20 protein-coding genes and 1 other RNA gene are annotated in these 22,254 nt (G+C 42.8%); 3 read left to right on the top strand and 18 right to left on the bottom strand.

The genetic code is table 11. The features are described from left to right. Positions 1 to 20: 20 nt before the first annotated feature. The 11 genes from I2D56_RS07975 to I2D56_RS07925 all read right to left on the bottom strand — a co-directional run bounded on the left by I2D56_RS07975 (position 21) and on the right by I2D56_RS07925 (position 12,596). Entirely contained in the window at positions 21 to 653 is a 633-nt protein-coding gene (locus tag I2D56_RS07975) for a response regulator transcription factor (RefSeq protein ID WP_048789433.1), read from the bottom strand. Next, on the bottom strand, positions 631 to 1,650 hold the full coding sequence (locus I2D56_RS07970) for a sensor histidine kinase (protein WP_048691922.1): 1,020 nt from the start codon (positions 1,648 to 1,650) through the stop codon (positions 631 to 633). The genes I2D56_RS07975 and I2D56_RS07970 overlap by 23 nt, the downstream gene beginning before the upstream one ends. After that, complete coding sequence (liaF, locus tag I2D56_RS07965; RefSeq protein WP_048691924.1) at positions 1,647 to 2,342, bottom strand: cell wall-active antibiotics response protein LiaF; 696 nt, start codon at positions 2,340 to 2,342, stop codon at positions 1,647 to 1,649. Before liaF ends, I2D56_RS07970 begins: the two co-directional genes overlap by 4 nt. A 131-nt stretch (positions 2,343 to 2,473) precedes the next feature. Next, the gene (pknB, locus tag I2D56_RS07960) at positions 2,474 to 4,345 is read right to left on the bottom strand and encodes a Stk1 family PASTA domain-containing Ser/Thr kinase (RefSeq protein ID WP_195348307.1); all 1,872 of its coding nucleotides are present in this window, start codon (positions 4,343 to 4,345) and stop codon (positions 2,474 to 2,476) included. Continuing rightward, positions 4,342 to 5,082 carry a Stp1/IreP family PP2C-type Ser/Thr phosphatase gene (locus I2D56_RS07955; protein ID WP_195348306.1) on the bottom strand — a complete coding sequence of 247 codons (741 nt, stop codon included), beginning with the start codon at positions 5,080 to 5,082 and terminating at the stop codon, positions 4,342 to 4,344. Before I2D56_RS07955 ends, pknB begins: the two co-directional genes overlap by 4 nt. 21 nt (positions 5,083 to 5,103) lie before the next feature. Further along, positions 5,104 to 6,417, bottom strand: a complete 1,314-nt coding sequence (gene rsmB / locus I2D56_RS07950) for a 16S rRNA (cytosine(967)-C(5))-methyltransferase RsmB (RefSeq protein WP_154854823.1) — start codon at positions 6,415 to 6,417, stop codon at positions 5,104 to 5,106. Further along, positions 6,407 to 7,342, bottom strand: a complete 936-nt coding sequence (fmt, locus tag I2D56_RS07945; protein WP_195348305.1) for a methionyl-tRNA formyltransferase — start codon at positions 7,340 to 7,342, stop codon at positions 6,407 to 6,409. The genes rsmB and fmt overlap by 11 nt, the downstream gene beginning before the upstream one ends. 11 nt (positions 7,343 to 7,353) lie before the next feature. Next, positions 7,354 to 9,744, bottom strand: a complete 2,391-nt coding sequence (locus I2D56_RS07940) for a primosomal protein N' (protein WP_195348304.1) — start codon at positions 9,742 to 9,744, stop codon at positions 7,354 to 7,356. Between the two features lie 62 nt (positions 9,745 to 9,806). Beyond that, positions 9,807 to 10,121 carry a DNA-directed RNA polymerase subunit omega gene (gene rpoZ, locus I2D56_RS07935; protein ID WP_006596845.1) on the bottom strand — a complete coding sequence of 105 codons (315 nt, stop codon included), beginning with the start codon at positions 10,119 to 10,121 and terminating at the stop codon, positions 9,807 to 9,809. A gap of 27 nt (positions 10,122 to 10,148) precedes the next feature. After that, complete coding sequence (gene gmk, locus I2D56_RS07930; RefSeq protein WP_006596846.1) at positions 10,149 to 10,778, bottom strand: guanylate kinase; 630 nt, start codon at positions 10,776 to 10,778, stop codon at positions 10,149 to 10,151. 210 nt (positions 10,779 to 10,988) lie between these two features. Beyond that, the gene (locus I2D56_RS07925; protein ID WP_154854835.1) at positions 10,989 to 12,596 is read right to left on the bottom strand and encodes a ribonuclease Y; all 1,608 of its coding nucleotides are present in this window, start codon (positions 12,594 to 12,596) and stop codon (positions 10,989 to 10,991) included. A gap of 270 nt (positions 12,597 to 12,866) precedes the next feature. On the opposite strand from I2D56_RS07925, the gene I2D56_RS07920 reads away from it, so the two are divergent. Continuing rightward, positions 12,867 to 13,349, top strand: coding sequence for an S-ribosylhomocysteine lyase (locus I2D56_RS07920; RefSeq protein ID WP_048691946.1), 483 nt, complete (start codon positions 12,867 to 12,869; stop codon positions 13,347 to 13,349). Positions 13,350 to 13,391: 42 nt separating this feature from the next. Here the strand turns inward: I2D56_RS07920 and I2D56_RS07915 are convergent, their stop codons facing one another. The 5 genes from I2D56_RS07915 to I2D56_RS07895 form a co-directional block, all read right to left on the bottom strand. Next, on the bottom strand, positions 13,392 to 14,831 hold the full coding sequence (locus tag I2D56_RS07915) for a cell division site-positioning protein MapZ family protein (protein ID WP_195214364.1): 1,440 nt from the start codon (positions 14,829 to 14,831) through the stop codon (positions 13,392 to 13,394). Continuing rightward, on the bottom strand, positions 14,828 to 16,000 hold the full coding sequence (locus tag I2D56_RS07910) for a THUMP domain-containing class I SAM-dependent RNA methyltransferase (protein ID WP_195348303.1): 1,173 nt from the start codon (positions 15,998 to 16,000) through the stop codon (positions 14,828 to 14,830). Before I2D56_RS07910 ends, I2D56_RS07915 begins: the two co-directional genes overlap by 4 nt. A 64-nt stretch (positions 16,001 to 16,064) precedes the next feature. Then, positions 16,065 to 16,430: RNase P RNA component class B (gene rnpB, locus I2D56_RS07905), an RNA gene on the bottom strand. 22 nt (positions 16,431 to 16,452) lie between these two features. Next, entirely contained in the window at positions 16,453 to 16,797 is a 345-nt protein-coding gene (gpsB, locus tag I2D56_RS07900) for a cell division regulator GpsB (protein WP_195348302.1), read from the bottom strand. A gap of 69 nt (positions 16,798 to 16,866) precedes the next feature. Continuing rightward, on the bottom strand, positions 16,867 to 17,394 hold the full coding sequence (locus I2D56_RS07895; protein WP_195348301.1) for a DUF1273 domain-containing protein: 528 nt from the start codon (positions 17,392 to 17,394) through the stop codon (positions 16,867 to 16,869). Positions 17,395 to 17,460: 66 nt separating this feature from the next. Here I2D56_RS07895 and recU point away from each other — a divergent pair, with 66 nt between their 5' ends. Next, entirely contained in the window at positions 17,461 to 18,054 is a 594-nt protein-coding gene (gene recU / locus I2D56_RS07890; protein WP_125336196.1) for a Holliday junction resolvase RecU, read from the top strand. Next, a complete protein-coding gene (gene pbp1a, locus I2D56_RS07885) occupies positions 18,055 to 20,172 on the top strand; it encodes a penicillin-binding protein PBP1A (protein WP_195348300.1) in 2,118 nt (705 codons plus the stop codon). It abuts the gene before it with no gap. Between the two features lie 61 nt (positions 20,173 to 20,233). On the opposite strand, the gene pepC is transcribed toward pbp1a, so the two are convergent. Further along, entirely contained in the window at positions 20,234 to 21,571 is a 1,338-nt protein-coding gene (pepC, locus tag I2D56_RS07880) for an aminopeptidase C (RefSeq protein WP_195348299.1), read from the bottom strand. Between the two features lie 68 nt (positions 21,572 to 21,639). Beyond that, a complete protein-coding gene (locus I2D56_RS07875) occupies positions 21,640 to 22,191 on the bottom strand; it encodes a GNAT family N-acetyltransferase (protein ID WP_195348298.1) in 552 nt (183 codons plus the stop codon). Between the last annotated feature and the right edge of the window lie 63 nt (positions 22,192 to 22,254).

Here is a 22,254-nt window from a genome sequence, read left to right as displayed (position 1 = left end):
CTATTATAGCATGTTTTTGACTAAAAATCTTCCTGAGAGACCAAGTGATGTTGGAAGGCATAAACTACTGCTTGGGTACGATCGCTCACTTCTAATTTTGACAAAATATTCGACACGTGCGTCTTGACCGTCTTTAATGAAATGAATAATTCATCAGCTATCCGTTGATTTTCATATCCCTTGGTTAGCAAAGCCAAGATATCTCGTTCACGCGCGGTCAAGTCATCATGGAGTTCCACGTGGTTTTTCCGATACTCTACTTTTTGGCTGACCTCTGTCTCAATTGCCAACTCTCCTTGCTCCACCTTGCGAATGGCCCGTAAAATTTCCTCTGCACTAGAGGTTTTGAGCATATAGCCCTTGGCTCCCGCATCCAAGACAGGATAGATTTTTTCATTGTCCAAATAGGATGTCAGGATTAATATTTTTGCATCTGGCCACTCCTTTAGGATTGCGAGTGTCGCTTCAATCCCGGTCATATGGGGCATGACAATATCCATAATGATGACATCTGGTCGCTCCTTTAGGGCTAACTCAACACCCTCTTGACCATCACTGGCCTCTAGGACTTGATCAATTCCATCTTGCATACTTAAATAGCTTTTCAAGCCTAATCGGACCATTTCATGATCATCTACTAGTAATAATTTCATCATCTTCTCCTTCTACTAATGGCACTTTAATATCAATAGCCACTCCCTTTTTGGGACTGGTCAAAATCTTAATTCTTCCTGCCATGTCATCTACTCGATCCTGAATATTCTTCATACCGTAACTTAGTTCACCCAAAGATTCTGGATCAAATCCCACTCCATCATCTGCTAATTTCAGATGGAGAGATTGTTCTGTTTGCAACAGATAAACATCCAAGCGCTTCGCATGGGCATGTTTTAGTGTATTGCTCACTACTTCTTGTACAATTCGAAAAATATGCTCTTCAATAGTTTTTGGTAACTTTTGAACATCGTGTTCAAAGTATACTTCTAAATTGCTCTTTTCTTGTAGTTCTCTAAAAATCACCTGGAGACCTTCTACCAAGTTTCGACCTTCTAATTCTGTCGGCCGCAAGTGTAACAATAGAATCCGCAAATCGTTTTGAGCAGTATTTAGAATTTCTGTGACCCCCTTCAACTGTTGCCCTACTTTAGGGAGTTGAAGAACTTGATCCTGACTGGCTACACCAGACAAAATCATATTAGCTGCAAATAATTCCTGGCTCACCGTATCATGGAGATCTCGGGCAATTCGCCGTCGCTCTCTTTCGACAATCTCTTCTTCATTTTGCATGACTCGATTTTCTGTTCGTTGCAAATTTTCTGTCAGGCGTTTGAGCTTGCGATCCAAGCGTTGAAACTCTTCATTAATCTCTTTGTTTTCTCCGAGTTTTAGCTTCTTGCCTTCGAGCAAGTTTCTCAGGTTTTTTTGGACGGTGTTCATGATTGTAAATTGAATCAATTTAATCAATAGAATCATCAAAATAGTCAGAGCAACCGTCAAGCCAAAACCAATAAACAGAAAAGCACGCAGTTTGGATAAATCTTCCAATAGATAAGTCCACTGAAAGTCGAAAAGACCAAAAATAGAATGGATAATAACAGCTAGAATTAAGACCGTATAAAGGAAGATTAAAAGATAGTCTGTTCGTTTCATCCTCTGACGACCTCCACATCTCCTACAATCCCCGCAATAACAAGTTTCACTGTTCGATGGGAACTTCGATAATTCGGTGTCTCCATGCTTACTGTCTCATTTCTCAATTTCCTAGGTTTTTGAGAGAAGAGGCGCAATTCTCCATATAAGGTATTCACCTGCAAACTCAGCTCCACATCCACCGGCAAAATAATTTTCGTATTGCCAAACATCTTTCTCATGATGATGACATTGTCATGATTCACAACAATCACTTCGTCTAAATGGATCGTATCCCGCCCCACTAAACGAGTAATCGTTAAATCACGAAAATGGCAGTTTACCTTTGAAAAATGATGCAGATCCCCAATCCAAGGTGTTTTCTCTTGTCGGATTTCTACATCTTCCTCATAATCTATCTTCACTTCTTCATTTTCACGGTAAAAATAGGGATAAGCCACCAGCATGGCATAGACAACGGCAAACAAAAGCGCAGCGATGACGTAAGGATTTAACATGACAATAAAAAACAGCAGAATGCTGGATGCCACTAAAAGAAAATTACTCCGCTGTTTTCCAATGTAATAATACAATAGAAGCAAGCAAAGGACCACGATTAGGACGATACGAGATATATTTCCCGCCAAAATAGTGATTGCAGCCATGGTGAGTAACAAAGCTTCAACAAACACAAACAATTGAATCTTCCACATAATTGAACCTCTCCATTCTATTTTATCAAAATTCCAAGGGATTCGCTTCAGACTCTAGAAGGATTCGTTAACAACTCTCTCTGTACTAAAAAAACCAGACCGATTGGGTCTGGTTTTATAGAGTCATCACGTTACGACTCTGGTTCAGAAGAGGCTGAAGGCTCCGTATTGGAATGGGATTCCACTGTTGTAGAGCTTGAGCTTTCTGATGAACTGCTTGAAGCTTTCGTGCTACTTGATGGTTCCGTCTTCGGTTCGTATATAGTCAAGACAATGCGAGTCTTTTTAATATCAATGCTCGATTGAGCTTCTGGAGTCTGACTCACAATTTGACCTGGTAAGACTTCTACACCAGCCGGAAGATGCGATGTGGTTTTCCGTTCAATATTTGCTTCCTTCACCCCGTAGATTTGAACGAGATTAGAGACAGCAAATTCATAATAAGAACCAACATAACTTGGTAACTCGATCGAATTACTTTCCTTCGATACTTTCAGAACAACCTTGGTATTAGAAGTCAAATCATATTTTTGACCAGCAGCAGGAGATTGCTCAAGCACGATTCCTGGCTCCACTTCATTGGTCTCGACTTCTTCAATCGAAATCAGCTTGCTAGAAAGCTTATAGGTGGTTTTCAGATCGTTTTCCGCATCTTCTCTAGACCTACCAGTATAGTCCGGCATATCAAAGGTGCTTGGCCCTTTCGAGACAACCAAATCAACCTTGCTGTTTTCCTTTTTCTGAGCTCCTGCATTTGGATTGGTACGGATTACATAGCCCTCCAGCACCGAATCACTGTATTCTTCTTTTTCGTCTCCCACTTGAAGATCCTGATCTTCAATGATAGCACGCGCTTCTGCTACCGTTTTTCCAGATACATCCGGAACTGTTTTGTTGGCTGGACTCATATAAAGAAGAAAGGCAAAGGCAGCTAGTACCAAAGCTAGGGCTACAAACAAGACCTTGTAGCGCGTCCGCAAACGACGACGTGGCTTATTTTTTAGAGAAACTGGAGCTGTTCGATCCTCTGAAGCCACTGGTCGGTCCTCATGAACTGTAGGACGAACCTCTGATGTTGGAAGTGGAGCCGGTTTTGGAACCACATTCACCTTTGGTAGGGTCTTAGTATCCGCTTTTGAAGCGTCATCAAAGACTAATTTTTTCTCATTACGGCGTTCATAAGATAGACAACTTGACAAGTCGACATACATTTCAGCTACCGACTTATAGCGATCGGATAGTTTCTTCGCTGTGGCCTTAATCACCACATTTTCCAAAGCCTGCGGAACATTTTTGTTCTCTTCAATGATGGACGGAAGTGGTTTTTGGAAATGTTGCAGCGCAATGGTCACTGCACTATCCCCATCATAAGGGATATGACCCGTCAGCATTTCGTAGAAAATGATCCCCATTGCATAGATATCACTTTGAATAGAAGCTTTCGATCCTCTGGCTTGCTCTGGTGATAAATAATGAACCGAACCCAACATAGAGTTGGTCTGGGTGAGACTGGTCTCTGCAAAGGCTACTGCAATCCCAAAGTCAGATACCTTGGCATTTCCGTCCGATGTTAAAAGGACATTTTGAGGTTTCAAATCACGGTGAATAATGCCTTGCGTGTGCGCCAAGCGCATAGCAAGGAGGATTTGCCCCATCAAGCGAACAGCTTCTTCATTTGAGAGAGGGGCATTTTCTTTGATATAACGTTTCAAGTCCAAACCAGCGACATATTCCATCGCCAAGTATTGCTGGCCATCCTCTTCACCGATATCCGTGATCCGAACGATATTTGGATGATCCAAATCTGCCATCGCTTTGGCCTCTCGTTGAAAGCGTGCAACTGCAATTGGATCTGTTTGGTAATTGGTCCTCAGTACTTTAACTGCAACTTCTTCACCATCTAAGATTAAATCCCGAGCGAGGTAGACATCTGCCATCCCTCCACGCCCGATTTGACGGATTATCTTATATCGTCCGGCAAAAATTTTGCCGATTTGAATCATGCCACATCCTCCTCAGCAAAGCGAATCAGTACAACTGTAATATTGTCCAAACCGCCAGCATTATTCGCAAAGCGAACCAAGGTTTTTGCCTTTTCTTCAACCGATAAATCGCTAACAACGATATCACGGATTTCATCGCCAGAGATCATATTGGTTAATCCATCACTATTAATAACAATGAAATCTCCCGCTTCAACCGTAACCATACCAAAATCCGGTTGCAATTCATCTTTTTGTCCAATGGATTGGGTGATGATATTGCGTTGGGGATGATGAGCTGCCTCTTCTTCCGTAATCTGTCCGGCCTTGAGCAAGGCGTTTACTAAAGAATGGTCACTGGTTAATTGATGGTATTCCCCATTACGCACGAGTCCAATTCGGGAATCCCCTACATGTGCAAATAAGACTTGGTCATCGATAACGGCAACAGCTTCGAGAGTTGTTCCCATTCCTTTATGTTCTTCATCTTGACCAATGCGATGGATCTGCTGGTTTTCTTTTTCCAAATTCTCTGCAAACCACTCTCTGACTTCGTTAATGGTGCTGATTTCAGTCGCTACCCAAGCAGCGCCGAGATCGGTAACAGCCATCTCGCTAGCAATATTACCAGCACGATGCCCCCCCATCCCGTCAGCTAGAAAAACCATGGATTTTCCCGCTTTATTTTTATATTGATTTGCATAGTCTTGGTTATTTGTCCGTCTTTGACCTACATCGGTTAAGATAGAAATTTCCATACTGTCCGTATCCTCCTGAGATTACGATATTCTTCGAAAACGACTAATAAAGAAACCATCGCTTCCATACAATTCTGGTGTAATTAAAATACAGCCATCTTTCAGAATATCTTTTCGTTCATGATCTAATGGCACGAGTTCAAAATTTGGATGGGTTTTTAAAAACTGGTCAACCACATCAAAATTCTCTTCTCCTATAATTGTGCATGTACTGTAGACTATTATACCATCTTTCCGCACACTTTGACAAACTCCATCCAATATTTCCAATTGAATCGCCTGTAGATACGCAAAGTCAGCATTGTCTTTATTGTACTTGATGTCTGGCTTACGGCGGATCAAACCAATCCCAGAGCAAGGGGCGTCTACCAAGATTTTATCAAAAGCATCTGCTCCAAAAGCTTCAAAGACCTGGCTGGCATCCAGTTTTTTTGTCTGAATTTTATCTGCAACTCCCAGACGTTCCGCGTTTTCCTGAATTAATTGGAGCTTATGATCGTACAAGTCCAAGGCTGTGATCTTCCCATCGACTAGATAAGAAGCTAGATGGGTGGTCTTGCCCCCAGGTGCTGCACAGGCATCTAATACCTGGTCTGATGGTTGGACCTCTAAAGCCGGAGCGACCAATTGACTGGTCTCATCTTGAATGGTTAATTTCCCTTGTTTGAAGTAATCAGAGCCTGCAAAATAGCCATTTTCTTTCACAAGAGCTGTTGAGGCCAACAAGGAATCCGATGCCTGCAATTGCTCCTTGATGTCTTCTTTTTGATCCAGATCGACAACACGAACACTGGCCTTGTTGCGAACATAGAGACTCTCAAAAATCGCAATGGCCCGCTGTTCACCATACTCGTCCATCAACTTTTTCACCAACCAAACCGGAAGAGAATAGCGGATTGAAAGTCGTTTGTTGATTCGTTTAATCTGGTCAATTGATGGAAGCTCCTCTCGTAGCATTTTCCGTAAGAGAGCATTGACATATTTTTCACTCCCCTTCTTCCGTTGCTTGGCAAGCTCTACTGCTTCATGGACAACAGCATGGGGAGGAATCTTCTCCAGATAGACGAACTGATAGAGGCTCATCAATAAAAGATGATAGATCCAGGGATCTACCTGGTCTCGATCAACGACAAAGTGCGATAGATACCATTCCAAGGTTAGTTTGCGTGAAACCGTCCCATAGACGATTTCGGTTACTAGACTTTTATCCACATCTGACAAGGTTGCCTTGCCCAAGGATTTTTTGAGGGCGATATTTGAAAAAGCACCGTCCTGGAAAATCTCTCCTAGAGTAGATAGGGCCACCCCTCGTGCAGTCTGCATCTTATTTACCAAATTGATCACCTACTTGCAGTTGTCGCCCCAAACCATTTAAGAAATCTCCGACAGCCATCTTGGGTTTACCAGCTGGCTGAACAAGGGTCAAGGCTAAGGCTCCCTCACCCGTCGCAACAACGATTTCATTTTTATGGAGAGCTAAAATTTCTCCTGGTTCTCCTTGACCTTCACACGGTTTTGCTTGGTATATCTTAAAGCGTTCACCCTTCCATAGAGTATGGGCAACTGGCCAAGGATACATGCCTCGAACTTGGTTAAAGAGTTCACGGTTGGTCCGTGTCCAATCCAGGCGTTCTTCTTCTGGCTTGATATTTGGAGAGAAGGTGACTTGTTGGGGATCCTGCGGTTGTGGCTTAAGCTCTCCCGCAAGGTAAGCTGGCAGAGTTTCTAAAAGAAGATCCCGGCCAACAAGAGCCAATTTCTCAAATAGGGTTCCCACATTGTCTTCCTCTAAAATAGGGATGGCGCGAGAAGAAATCATATCTCCAGCATCCATCTCTTTGACCATTTCCATGATGGTCACACCAGCTTCTTTATCCCCATTCATAATGGCATAATGAATAGGCGCTCCACCACGGTATTTTGGAAGAAGAGAAGCGTGCACATTGACAGAAAACTTCATCGCCTCTAACAAACGACTCGGCAAAAACTGTCCAAAGGCTGCTGTGACAATCCCATCTGCTCCCAAAGCCAATAAGTCTTCTAGTTCTTGGCTTCCAGATAGTTTCTCCGGCTGGTAGATTGGCAAGCCTGCTTCTATAGCCGCTTCTTTTACTGGTGTCATTCGAATTTCTTTTTTCCGGCCAACTGCCCGATCTGGTTGGGTCACAACGGCTAGAATCTCATAGCGTTCATCAGAAATCAAGCCTTTTAAGACTGTAGCTGAGAAATCAGGCGTTCCCATAAATAGTATTTTTGTCATTTTTTCTCCTTCTACATAAAACTTTGCGGTTCATTGTCAATGCTGACTCGAAGATCTTGATTTTCCCGCTCTTGAGTATAGTCCAAAATCTGATTTAAAACCTGTGGTAAGTGGTCTTCAAACCGGTACTTCAACAGAATCTGGTAATGGAATAAATTATGCGTGCGAGCAATCGGTTTTGGCGTTGGTCCCAAGATTTGGACCTGATCGGACAGACCTGATTTCAACAGATCCATCACCTGATAAGCTTTTTTAACCACGACCTCTTCTTTTTTGTGAGAGAGGGTCAAACCTACCGTGTAATAATAAGGTGGATAACCTAACTGGTGGCGCACCTTCATTTCATAGGCATAAAACCCTTCATAATCTTGGCGTTTCGCATATTCAATGGCATAATGATGAGGATTATAGGTCTGGATCAGAACCTGTCCTTCTTTATCCGCACGACCAGCCCGCCCTGCCACCTGGGTTAACAGTTGGAAAGTCCGCTCTGACGAGCGAAAATCAGGCAAATTTAGAGCTGTATCAGCATTGAGGACACCGACTAGCGTTACATTGGGGAAATCCAAGCCCTTGGCAATCATCTGGGTCCCAAGCAAAATATCCACTTGCCCTTGACCGAACTGGTCCAACAAGGCCTCGTGACTCCCTTTTTTCCGAGTAGTATCAACGTCCATCCGCAGAATACGAGCCTCGGGGAAAATTTCTTGCAGCTCATCGTAGGCCTTCTGGGTCCCCGTCCCGTAATAACGAATCGATCGACTTTGACAATTAGGGCAGACTGTTGGAATGGCCTTGTGGTAATTACAATAATGGCAATCCATGGTCTTGGTATCCATGTGAAGGGTCAAGGAAATATCACAATTCGGACAGGTATCTACATGACCGCACTCCCGACACATCACAAAGCTGGAATAACCCCGGCGATTGAGCATGAGGACGACTTGCTCTTTTCGTTGCAGACGTTCTGCTATCGCTTCTAGCAACTTAGGTGTATAGGTTCCGGATTCTTGCTGGCCAATATAATCCCTGAAATCAATCACTTCCACCTCTGGAATACGGGCAAGAGGATTGGCTCGTTGGGTCAATTGAAGAAATTCATAGATTCCTTTTCCTGCACGGGCTCGTGTTTCTAGACTAGGTGTCGCCGACCCCAAGACCAAAACAGCCTGGTGATACTGAGCTCGTAGTAAGGCCACTTCACGCGCATGGTAGCGAGGATTGCTATCTTGTTTATAGGTAGCCTCATGTTCTTCATCGATAATAATGGCCCCTAGGTTCTTCAGAGGTGCAAAGATAGCAGACCGCGCTCCTACGACCACTTGAGCTTCTCCACGTTCAACACGTCTCCACTCATCGTATTTTTCACCGTTGGATAGACCTGAATGAAGGATGGCCACTCGATCCCCAAAGCGAGAAATGAAGCGATCCGTCACTTGAGGCGTCAAGGAAATTTCGGGAACCAACATAATAGCTGTTTTCCCCTTTTCCAGCACCTCTTGGATGATTTGGAGGTAAACTTCCGTCTTTCCACTCCCCGTTACCCCTTCTAGCAAGAAGGGTTTGGAAGGTTGCCCAATTTTGCTGGTTACCGCTTGAACAGCTCGTTCTTGTTCAGCATTTAAAACCAAGGCCTCTGTCGACTCTTTGTCTTTAAAGTAGGCAGCCGCACGATTGACTTCTTTTTCAAAAATAAGCAAGGCACCCTGGTCGATGAAATAGTTCACCACTGGACGAGAGAATTCCGCCAATAAATCACTCAAAGGCGCATCTACTTCTTGACCTTGGACAAAGTCTCGCAAGGCCAAGCGCTTTTTAGCATTCTTAGCGATTTCCAAATTTTCAAGTAGGGGTTGATTTACTCGATACCATTTTTCTGTTTTGATATGTTTACGATCCACTGCTTGGTATTCTACTTCCAACTCTCCTTTACGAGTCAGTCGCATCATTCGTGCTTGTGCATCAATATCCAAAGAAGAAAAGGCCAAGCTGGTCGCTGTTCCAAAAATGTCTTCTCGATCCTCTGGCGATAACAATTCTGTCGGATGGAGAATTTTGTCATAGGAAGAATTTAAAACACTCGGTAACATGGCTTTCAAGAGGGTGATCTTGTAGGCAAAAACCGTCTTTCGCAACTGATCTGCCAGCCAAAATTGCTCCTCTCCTAGAACTGGTTGGTAGTCTAAGACCTCCACGATACTTTTCAATTCTTGGTCTTGAGCTGCTGGAGTGGTCTGTTCAAGGCCAACCACAATCCCTTGAATGAGCCGATTTCCCTTTCCAAAGGGAACATGCACCCGCATTCCTTTTTCCAAGAAAGGAGAAAACTCTTCTGGTACCTGGTAGCTATAGGGCTTGTCTGTTTGCATCAAGGGAACATCAACGATGACTTGTGCTAGCATGCTTCCACCTCCTTCCTGTCCTAGCGCTAAATAGCAAAAAATAAGATTGAGCGAACCCAACCTTAAATTTTTTCACCATCTTCTTTTTCTTTCGCGATTTGTTCTTTAATTTTACGCTCTTCTTCTTCTTTACGCAAGCGTTCTGCTTCGATTCGACGACGAACCGCTTCACGCTTAGCTTCTGGATCTGGGTGAATCACCACATTTCCTGATTCAATCTCTTCCAAGGCACGCAAGGTAGATTTTACTGATTGAAATTCTTGAGTAGGAGTTGCACCACTCTCTAACTCATGAGCTCGTTTGGCTTCAAGAATAACCAAAGAGTATTTTGACGGTACTTTATCCAACAATGTGTCAATAGATGGTTTTAACATCATAATCTTTTTACCTAATTCCTATTCTAATTATCGTACCACTTGAGTGGCTTTGGGAAGCATTTCTTGGTAGTGACCAATGACCCGATCAACACGGAAATGTTCTGCCTCAATCACACGTTTAACACGTTCTGCAGCCAAAGGTACTTGATCGTTGACAATGGCATAGTCATACTCCCGCATGAGGGCAATTTCTTCTTTTGCTTTTTCAATCCGCTGGGCAATGACTTCCGCACTATCTGTGCCGCGTCCAACCAAACGGTCTTGCAATTCATCCAAATCTGGAGGAGTTAAGAAAATGAAGACGGCATCTGGTACCTTTTTCTTGACCTGCAAAGCCCCTTGCACCTCGATTTCAAGGAAAACATCGATCCCTTTATCGAGGGTTTCGTTCACATAGGTCAAGGGAGTCCCATAGTAATTGCCAACATATTCAGCATATTCGAGCATTTGACCTTGACGAATCAATTCCTCAAATTCTTCACGTGTCCGGAAGAAATAATCTACTCCGTCCACTTCACCTGGACGTTGTGCACGTGTTGTCATCGATACTGAGTATTGAAACTGATTATCTGAGCTTTCAAAAATCTCACGTCTAACCGTTCCTTTCCCAACACCTGAGGGCCCTGAGAAAACGATTAATAATCCTCGATCCGCCATTTTATCTCCTTCGCTGTCTTTCTATCTAGTGTAACAAAAATAGAAAGATTTTTCAACAGATTTTTCCTAGAGGCAAGGCCCTAACCACTTCTCTACCAATGAACCATTTCATCTGTGCTAACCCATTTTTAACACGACTCACAAAAAAATAGCCAACTAAGGTTGTTCCACCTTCGCTGACTATCTTTTATATATGGCTTTTAACAAGCTCTATTTTGCATAATCAATGGCACGTAATTCACGAATAACGGTTACCTTGATGTTACCAGGGTACTCCAAGTTGGACTCAATCTTCTCACGGATATCATGAGCCAAGATGGTCAACTTATCATCCTTGACTTCTTCAGGGCTGACCATAATTCGAATTTCACGACCTGCTTGCAAGGCAAAGCTTGTCTTAACTCCCTCAAAGCCATTTGCAATTTCTTCAAGATCTTGCAGGCGTTTGATGTAGCTTTCAAGAGACTCGCTCCGGGCACCTGGACGCGCTGCACTCAAGGCATCTGCTGCTGCAACAATAACTGCGATGACACTTTCTGGTTCAACATCACCATGGTGACTAGCAATCGTATTGACAACAACTGGATGCTCTTTGTATTTACGAGCTAATTCAGTACCAATTTCTACGTGGCTACCTTCTACCTCACGGTCGATGGCTTTACCAATATCATGAAGGAAACCAGCTCGACGAGCCAAGGTAGCATTTTCACCAAGCTCACTAGCAATAATACCAGATAACTTAGCAACCTCAATGGAGTGACGCAAGACGTTCTGTCCATAAGAAGTTCTGAATTGCAAGCGTCCCATAATCTTCATCAAATCAGGATGTAGATTTGGTGCGCCAATTTCATAGGCTGCTGCTTCACCATATTCACGAATCCGTTGGTCAATTTCCAAACGGTTCTTCTCTACCAACTCTTCAATCCGAGCTGGATGGATGCGACCATCTTTCAAGAGACTTTCCATGGTCATTCGTGCGATTTCCCGACGAATCGGATCAAATGCAGACAGGGTGACTACTTCTGGAGTGTCATCAATAATCACATCCACACCTGTCAAGCTTTCGAAGGTTCGGATATTTCGACCTTCGCGACCAATAATCCGGCCCTTCATTCCATCATCTGGTAAATGAACCGTTGAGTTGGTCTGTTCTGCCACAAAATCCCCGGCCATCCGTTGCATGGCTTGAACCAGGATATCTTTTGCAACTTTATCTGAACGTTCTTTCACTTCCACTTCTGCTTCTCGAATTCGAGTCTCAATCTCTTTGGAAAGTCGTTCTTCTGTTTGCGTTAAGATAATATCACGTGCTTCCGATTGAGTCAGAGAAGCAATTTTTTCTAATTCTTCTTCTTTCCTCTTTTCTAGCTCATGTAATTGTTCTTCACGCGCATCAATGTGTTTAGTTCTATCTGAAAGACTTTGCTCTTTTTGTTCAAGAGCTTGCTCTTTGCTCGTAAGATTGTCATCTTTGCGATCAAGATTATTCGAACGTTCCGCTAAGCGGGTTTCTAATTGTTTTAATTCTTGACGCTCTGATTTAAACTCAGCATCGACTTCTTCTCGATATTTTCTGGCTTCTTCCTTTGCCTCCAAAAGTGCTTCTTTTTTAAGTGAACTAGACTCGTGCTTAGCTTCTTTCAAAATCAAATCAGCTTCGCGCTCTGCCTGTCCACGTAAATTCGTTGCTTCTTGTTCAGCATTTAAAAGAGTAAGTTCTGCAGCCTCTTTCGATGCTTTCATCTTGACTGAGATCCCTACATATCCAATGACTAAACCAATGATTGCGGCAAAAACAATTGCAATTCCAAATTCCATGTTTTTACCCCTAATCTAATGAATAGTTGAATTAAAAAATTCTTTATTATTTTATCATATTTTTACAAAATTAACAAACAAATTTTCTAGCGAAAACTAATCTATTTCTGCTATTATTCTAATGCTTCTTTCCTTTGATTCTAACGGAAAAACACCCTAAAAACAAGCTTCTGAATCTTATTTCAACGGCTACTTGCCTCTCTCTTCTCTTATGTTTTCATCCACTGACAATTGTGCTATAATCAAGAAAAAAGAAATTGAGGAAGATACATGACGAAAGAAGTTATTGTGGAAAGTTTTGAATTAGACCACACTGCTGTAAAAGCCCCTTACGTCCGCCTAATCGGAGAGGAAACTGGACCAAAAGGAGATGTCATCTCAAACTACGATATCCGCTTGGTTCAACCAAATGAAGACTCTATCCCGACTGCTGGTTTACATACAATTGAGCATCTATTAGCTATGTTGATCCGTAAACGCATTGATGGAATGATCGATTGTTCCCCATTTGGGTGTCGTACTGGCTTCCATATGATTATGTGGGGACAGCACAATCCAAAAACCATTGCACAAGTCATTAAATCCTCCCTAGAGGAAATTGCTGAAGCGACTAGCTGGGAGGACGTCCCAGGAACGACGATTGAATCTTGCGGAAACTATAAAGATCACAGCCTCTTTTCTGCCAAAGAGTGGTGCAAATTGATTCTCGAACAAGGTATTTCTGACGATCCATTCACACGCCATATCGTATAAAAAACAAAAGACTTCTCTTTCAAAGAGAAGTTTTTTTAATTCTTAATAATCCAATGCATCGGAATGGCCTTTTCCGTTTCCGACAAAGTAGCCTGTTTTAGCATTGATACTAAACAAATAAGTTCCATCTGGCTTAAAGAGGTTGTAATAACCATTGCCGTTGATGATATTCACGCGTTCCAAGATGTATTGATCTCCAACGATATGCCCACGTTCCCGAGCAATCTTCAGAACTTTCTCCAAAATACCAGGGTTAAAGGTCCATGCAGGATTGTTTACATCGTCAAGCGCTGCTTGGTTGTATGGCACCCGGCTCAAGTTTCGTTGAAGTGGCACACCAGTACTTTGAAGGCCAAAGCCAGAATAGCCTGGGTTCACTCCGCCTATCGTGTTGCCTTCAGTAGCTGGGGCTGGTGTAGGAGCTGGACTGGTTACCGTTCCTGAAGAAACTGCATTTCCACCTGTAGCACTGCCACCATCATCTGTCACGGGTGCTGGAGTCGCAACTTGTTGCGAGCGTCCTTGAGAAGCTGCATCCTTCAATAATTGGTTCAATTGTGTATTAGATGTTGACACATCTGAAAAGACTGCATCACTCTTTACCTGCGCCTTGGTATCGATGGCCCCATCCTTAATAACTGGGCTGGTAAACTGAGAGTTTACTGTTTGAATAGCAGAAACCTGCTTCACCAATTCATCGTATTTACTTTTGGCTGCATCGTATTCCTTGGTGTCTTTCAATTTATCTAAACTGGCTTTTAGTTTTTCCAAATTACCAAAAGAATCATTTTTCAATTTCGTCTGCGTGTCATCTGTATAGAAGGCTGCATACTGATCATTAAAGTCCTTCAGCAAAGCCTCTGTATTCGCGCTCGTTGAGGAAGAAGAACTAGAGGACTTCTTGCTAGATGAGCTAGTAGAAGAGACGACTGTCGTTTCCCCTTTAGACTGGTTACGGATCCATTGATAAGACAACCAACTAGCCGTAGCAACTGCTGTCAGAGCTAAAACTGAAAACAAAATTGGTTTGACCCGGCTTTTTTTCGGTTCTTCAGGAATCTCAATTTCTTCATCCACATATGGTTCTGTTGGCTCTGGACCAAACTTAATTTTTGCAGGGCGTTCCCCAGGAATTGGATCTGGAATGCGAGCAGATGCAACCTCTTTTTTAGCTGCTTCTGCTGAGCTTGCTTCTGTTGCAGGTTCTTCATTTGGAATTGACTCTGTTGCTTCCACAGTGACTGCTTCCTCTGCCTCAGCCAACATTTCCTTTTGCATGACGATGGTATCAAACTTGTGAGCTTCGATTTCGTCACGGTGCTGTTTGATGTATTTATCGAGGACATTGTCTGTTTCCTTGACCCCTGCTTCGATTTCTTCAGCTTTGCGGTTCGCTTGGCCAATCGTCATCTCTTTGGCGTCCTTAAAATCAAGAACTGACTCTGCCTCTTGGCCCAACTGCTGTTTATCTTCTTTTGTCATATGTTTCCTTTCTCACTAGTCGCTTGTCGACGTACCCGCTCCCCAAAGAACTGATACAAGTCAACCTTTAAGGTTCCGTTATATAATTTTCTTTTTTTATCCGCTTGTCGCCCAAACTTCTTTTCAAAGTTTTCATCGCTGGTCAGGATAAATTTGCTCCAAGTCTTCAAGGGCTCAAAGACCTCTCCCATTTCAGCGTACAATTTTGTCACCCCTGCATCATCGGATAAGCGTTCACCATACGGCGGATTGGAGATAATGACCCCATTGATCTTATCCGAACGCAAATCTTGGACCCGCATTTGCTTAAAGGTGATATCGCTCGCAACTCCTGCTTTTTGAGCATTTTCTTTAGCAATCTCGACCATCCGCGCATCGATATCCGTCCCCATGATGTCTAGAACGAGATCACGATTTATCTTTTTAGTAGCTTCTGTACGCACTTCTTGAATCAGGCGATCATCTACCCAATTCCATTCTTCAAAAGAGAAGGTCCGTCTCAAGCCTGGCGCTATCTGGCGAGCCATCATAGCCGCTTCGATACAGAAGGTCCCTGATCCACAAGTCGGATCAACCAAGGGCTTATCTGGATACCAATTAGAAAGTTGAAGAATGGCTGCCGCCATATTTTCCTTGATGGGTGCCCCACCCTTTTCAGTCCGATAACCTCGTTTAAACAGGCTACTGCCAGTGGTATCAATTAAAATAGTCGCTTGGTCCTTCAAGATAGAAACTTCAATTTTAAATTCTGCTCCATTTTCGATCAATGGAACGCCTTCCGGACGAGCATAGTGTTTTTGCAACTTTTTAACAACTGCCTTTTTCGAAATAGCTTGTACACTCGGTTCGTTATGCAGTTTGGATTTGACGCATTTTGCTTTTGAGATAGGGAAACGCGCTCCTAAAGGGAGATATTGATCCCAATCCAAGGCAAAAACTCCTTGAAAGAGTTCTTCAAAGGTGCGGGCAGGAAAAGATCCTACGACGATCTTGATTCGGTCAGCAGCACGCAACCAAAGATTGGTTTCGATAATCGCACGAACATCGCCTTTGAAACGAACCCGTCCATTTTCCACTTGGCAATCGTAGCCTAGCTCACGCAATTCACGCCCAACTACTGCTTCTAATCCAGCAGCAGCTGTCGCGATTAATTCAAATTGTTTTTTCATTTATTCCCCATTGTTTAAAAAAGGAGGTTGAGATTTCTCTCCCCCTCGCCACCTATATGCAATTTTCTATAAGCCATGTTTTGTTCCAGAAATGACTAGGTACCATTTCCTTCGATAATCATCTGTCTACTGTTTCCAGTCAGAATGCTATGTTCGTTTCCATGCATCCTATGCCCCGACCAAAGTTTGGGTTGCTAGCTTGAGGGGTTTACCGCGTTCCACTTTTTAGGTTTCCCTAAAAACTACGTCACTGTGGCACTTTCAGAGCTAGTAGAACTTATCCTAAGACTTAGCCCGTTCGCTCGCCGTAACTTGAACATCAAGTCCCTAGGCTTATGGATTCACCTAGCACAAACACTACAGGCATCACAGCCTGTGCTAGCATGGACTTTCCTCATGAGAGAAAGCTCTCACGCGATTATCCAAAAATTGCACGATTCATCTTTTATGTCTTAAAAATCACGATCTATGACTTGTTTCCCGAAGACTTCTTTTTCAAGACGATTTAAGCGTTTCAAAATATCGAAGTTTGTCGTAGTAGTGACCTGAGGAAACTCATGCTTTGGAGCAGATTCAGGAACTGATGGACTCGGAGTTGCTTGGCTCGTTTTCTTCGCTAATTCTTCACGGAGCCGAGCATTTTCTTCTTTCAATTCCTTCACTAAGGCAGCATAGGTTTCATAGTCTTTGATGACATCATCCAAAAACTCATTTACCTCAACTTTACTAAATCCACGAACTTCTTTTTTGAAATCTTGATCAAAAATATCTTTCGCAGTAAAAATAATACTTGCCATCATTCTCTCCGTTCTAGTTAATCATAATCATTATATAAAAAATGAGGAGCAAAAATCAAGGTAAATCACTTATTTTTCGTAAATTTTTTCCGCTACTTCATTTAAGTCATCAAAGTTTAATCTTTTGACATGATACTGATCCATTTCTAGCATCATTTTGTAAAGATATTTGAGATTTGTTTCGTGTTCTGGATCGTAAAATAAATAAGCGCCATCTGTATTTTCTAACAAAAATGTATTGTATTCTTTAAATTGGCCTGGCTGGCTATAAGAGGGATAGGCATACTTGACAAAATCAACCTGCTTAAAGCGACTAAGGAGTTCTTGATTGGCCTCATTCCAGTTCTCTCCTTGGTTTTCAAACATAAAAATCGTGGCCAACTGTATCTCGTATTCTTTTTTTAATTCCTGGGCAACCTCCAAGGCCCAGGCTTCAAAACCTAGATTACCCGTAAAAATCAGCCACTTGACGCCCTCTTCCAAAAAACGGACTAAATCCCTGCGAATCGCCTCTTTAATAATGGGAAGTCTAGGGTCCTTTGCTGTCAGAATTCCCAATTCAAATGCCTTGTAACCTGTAATCAGTAAACTATTCATTATTTCCCCTCCCTTCTTCATTTTGTGATATAATAGAGTGATGTAATTGTACCAATAAGGAGAATTATGGTCAACTATCCTCACAAACTTAGCAAGAAATCTTCTTCGCCCATCCAGAGGAAGCAAAGTGTAAACTTTGCCAATCGGGGGATGACATTTGAAAAAATGATTAATGAGAGCAATCAGTACTACCTTTCTAGAGGGCTAGCGGTGATTCATAAAAAGCCGACACCCATCCAGATTGTAAAGGTGGACTATCCTCATCGCAGTCGGGCAAAGATTGTGGAAGCTTATTTTCGCCAGGCGTCTACCACAGACTATTCTGGTGTTTATAAAGGACACTACATTGATTTTGAAGCAAAAGAGACCCAGCAGAAACAATCCATGCCGATGAAGAACTTTCATCAGCACCAGATTGATCACATGGCTGCGGTCGTCCAACAGGGAGGAATTTGTTTTGTGCTCTTGCATTTTGCAAAGCTCAATGAGACTTATCTACTGCCAGCTCCTTCCTTAATCGACTTTTACAACATCGATCACGGCAGTAAATCTATGCCATTGACCTTTATACAGGAAAATGGTTATCGTATCGAGACAGATCACCTTCCAAGCGTTCCTTATCTCGATATTATCGAACAGAATCTACTAGGCGGTAATTAAATGAACAAACAAACAGTTATCCAGTGGTTAAAATATGCAGCGATTGCGGCTATTTCCTTATTTTTCCTTTTACTTATCCTGGGTGGGTTGGTATTTGGATACTATGCCTCAAAAGCACCGACTCTTTCTGAGAAAGACCTCATCGCAACGACTTCCAGTAAAATCTATGACAATCAAAACAATCTGATTGCCGACTTGGGTGCTGAGAAACGAATCAACGTAAAAACAAATGAAATCCCAATCGACTTGGTCAATGCGATTGTGGCGATTGAAGACCACCGCTTTTTCAATCACAGAGGGGTCGACTTTATTCGTATTGGAGGAGCCTTCTTCAGTAACCTCCGCGGAGGTCGCCAAGGGGGATCCACTCTTACACAGCAATTGATCAAGCTCACTTACTTCTCTACTTCTTCGTCCGACCAAACCCTATCTCGGAAAATCCAAGAAGCTTGGCTTGCGACACAATTAGAACAAAAAGCCACTAAACAAGAGATTTTGACCTACTACATCAACAAAGTCTACATGTCTAACGGAAACTACGGAATGCAAACAGCTGCTCGTAGCTACTATGCAAAAGACTTGAAGGACCTTTCTCTGCCACAAGTGGCCCTATTGGCCGGAATGCCTCAGGCACCCAACCAATACGACCCTTATACCAATCCGGAAGCTGCACTCCAACGCCGTAATCTGGTTCTTAAAGAAATGTTGGACATGAAGTCCATTACAAACGAACAGTACGAAAGTGCCGTCAATACACCTGTTACAGATGGTTTACAAAGTCTGACAGGCTCAAGCAACTATCCTGCTTATATGGATAACTACCTTAAAGAAGTCATCCAACAAGTCGAAGAAGAAACAGGCTACAATGTCTTGACAACTGGTATGGATGTCTACACCAACGTCGATACCGCAGCTCAAAAACGTCTGTGGGATATTTACAACTCTGACGAATATGTCAATTATCCAGATAATGAGTTGCAAGTTGCTTCTACTATCATCGACGTGACAAACGGAAAAGTCATTGCTCAGTTGGGATCCCGTCATCAATCATCTAATGTATCCTTCGGTACCAACCAAGCTGTCGAAACGAACCGAGATTGGGGTTCTACAATGAAACCTATCTCAGATTATGCTCCCGCGATTGAACATGAAGAATATAGCTCCACTGGAATAACCATTCCTGATACACCGTACAACTTCCCTGGTACAAATACGCAAATTTATAACTGGGATAGACAATACTATGGCAATATCAGCATGGTCTATGCTCTCCAACAATCCCGTAACGTTCCTGCGGTCCGGGCCCTTGAAAAAGTTGGTTTGAAGAAGGCTCAGAAATTCTTGAGCAGCATCGGAATCGATTATCCAGAAATGGTATATGCAAATGCCATCTCAAGTAATACCAGCGACTCTAGCAACAAATACGGGGCTAGCAGTGAGAAGATGGCCGCTGCTTATGCAACCTTCGCAAATGGCGGTACCTATTACAAGCCACAATATGTGAATCGGGTTGTCTTTAGCGATGGTACAACGAAGAACTTTGATACCTCTGGAACGCGAGTGATGAAAGAAGCCACAGCTTACATGATGACAGATATGTTGAAATCAGTTATCACAGCTGGTACAGGATACAATGCAAATATCTCTGGTCTTTATCACGCTGGTAAAACAGGTACCTCTAACTATGCCGACAACGAATTAAAAAAACTGACCAAAGACTACAATTACTCAAGTATTGTGACACCTGATGAATTGTTTGTGGGTTACACCACGCAATATTCTATGGCTGTATGGACAGGATATACCAATCGCTTGACTCCAGTCCTAGATGATGGAATCAAAGTCGCGACGGATGTCTACAAACAAATGATGCTGTATTTGTATGAGCAATACGGATCAGGTAGCGAAGACTGGACCCAACCAAGTGGCGTATACCGTAGCGGTTCCTACCTCTATCTCAATAATGGTAAGAACAACTACAATTACTACTATTATGAGCCAAGCTATACAGCTGAAGAAACGAGCGAATCAACAGAAGAAAGCTCAAGTTCATCTAGCTCAGAAGAGAATTCTGAACACACAGAATCATCTTCTAAAGGGAATGAGCAAAATCACTAATTAGACCACACTATATTAATAAAACACGATTGTTCTTAAACAATCGTGTTTTTTATGTATATTATTTAGAAGCCAAAGCCCCCATTGGATCCCAAGGAGCTAGGACAATCGGTTCTGCCTCATAAGCAGCCAATTCTTCCGCCGTCAACAGTTCCTTGCGGACGACGATTTGGTAGGTGTATTCGTCCATCCAAGCGTCAGAAGCTACAAAGTAGCCATCTGTTCCGACTTTCTCTCCCCAAGAATTTTCAACCTTCCATTTAAGAGGACGTCCAGCTTCGTCCAAATCTACACCAGTCAAGACCATGGCATGGGTCATGAGACTTTCCGCATAATCCAAACGCCCTGCCTTATCTTGAGTCAGCTGGATATCCATTCCCGCTTCAAAATCGTAGACATCTGTCGCAAGTATTCCAGCTTTCCGGTTGCTAACTTGGCCGACATCTGATCCAAACCAAACAGTTTCCCCAGCTTTCATTTGGGCAATGGCCAATTCTTTCAAGCGCTCCATCGGAACATTAAGGTAGCGGACTTCACGGCTACCGACCACATTCCCCAGCATCTCAACCGTATAGGACTGACCATAAGGCTTGTCTGCCGTAGGCGCATTAATCACAGAAACGTAATCCTCCAACTGAAGATCTACATATTTTTTGTAAAAGCTTTGAGGTGTCAAGCCAGACTCTGTGTGGAAGTTATTGTCCTTATCGCGATAAGAGAAACTAAATGTACGAGGGGGCAAGCCCAGTGACATAGCTAAGAAATTAAAGATTTCTTGGAGGAGCTCTTCTTTCTTGCTTTGAACCGTCCCTTGATCTGCTCCAGTCGCAAGCAATTCGCGCAGGATCTGCGCATCTTGACGCAACAATTTGTTTAAGTAGGTATTGAGCTCCCGGCTATTGCTAGATGAGATGGATTCTGGATAGACAGACTTGGGTACGACCCCATATTTTTCAAAAAGGGAAACGACCATATCCCATTGACCACCATCTTGTTGAGGGGTTTGAAGGAGGAAGGCCACCTTGCGGCTGGCCAAATCCTGATCCGCTGTCGCAATGATTTGTTCCAAGAACCAGTTGGATTTTTCGTACTTGTCCCAGAAGAAGGTATGAGCTTGAGACAACTCAAAATCCTCTAATTGGAAGCTGGCAATCATTTTATGACGGAAGGTATTCAGAGCCGCAAACATCCAACAACGACCAGAAGCTTTCTGGTCCGTCACCTTATCCTTGGTCAAATCAAGAGAAAAGACGGGTGTATTTTCAACCGCACTTTTGCGTGTCTCTAAAGCCGCATGAATCCCATTGTGGGTGATGGCATTTTCGAGAGCCGCAAATTTCACATTTGCTTGGTAATTCGCATAGAGTTGATCTGTAAACTCTTTTGTTAATTCTGACATAAGATTCTCCTTTGTAAAGCTACTTACCATTATAGACCATTGACCAAAATCTTCAAGTAAAAATTGTTTTAAAGGTCAGAAGAATGGATAGTGTAGATTATTTGATCTCCGGCATAGCCTTTTCTGGCAACAGCATTTGGGAGAGTTTCAAGATATTGCATTCCAGCTTTTGCCATTACCCGTCCCGAAGCAGGGTTCAAACTGACATACTTGGCCTGAACTTCCTTGAATCCCACCTCTACCAACAAAAAGTGTAAAACAGCCTGGAGGGCTTCTGTCATCAGACCTTGACCCCAGAAGTTCTTCCCTAGAATATAGCCGACTTCACACAGTTCTTTTTGTGGATCCTGAGAAACGACGCTGATATCACCTATCACTTGTGAGGGATCATCTTTCTTGCAAATCGCCCATTTGTAGGTGTTTTCCTCTTGGTAATGAAGGAGCCATCTCTCAATTGAAGCTTGAGTCACTTGAGGATTTGGATGGGGATCCCAAGTCACATATTTAAGATTATCTGTATCAGACGCCCAATTTTCAAACATTGCCTTTGCATCCTCTACAACAAAGCGTCTTAGTATTAAACGCTTGGTCCCCAATTCAATAGTACCCAATTTTCTCATCCTCTTTCCTCCTATCCTGTTTTAAAAAAGTCGGCTCAACCGACTTTTCTTTCCTATCAACGC

Origin of the sequence: Streptococcus australis (genome assembly GCF_015553625.1) — a bacterium.
In the GTDB taxonomy this organism is placed as follows: Bacteria; Bacillota; Bacilli; order Lactobacillales; family Streptococcaceae; genus Streptococcus; species Streptococcus australis_B.
Note: the sequence above shows the minus strand (reverse complement) of the source record. Positions and strands in the feature narration are given on the sequence as shown.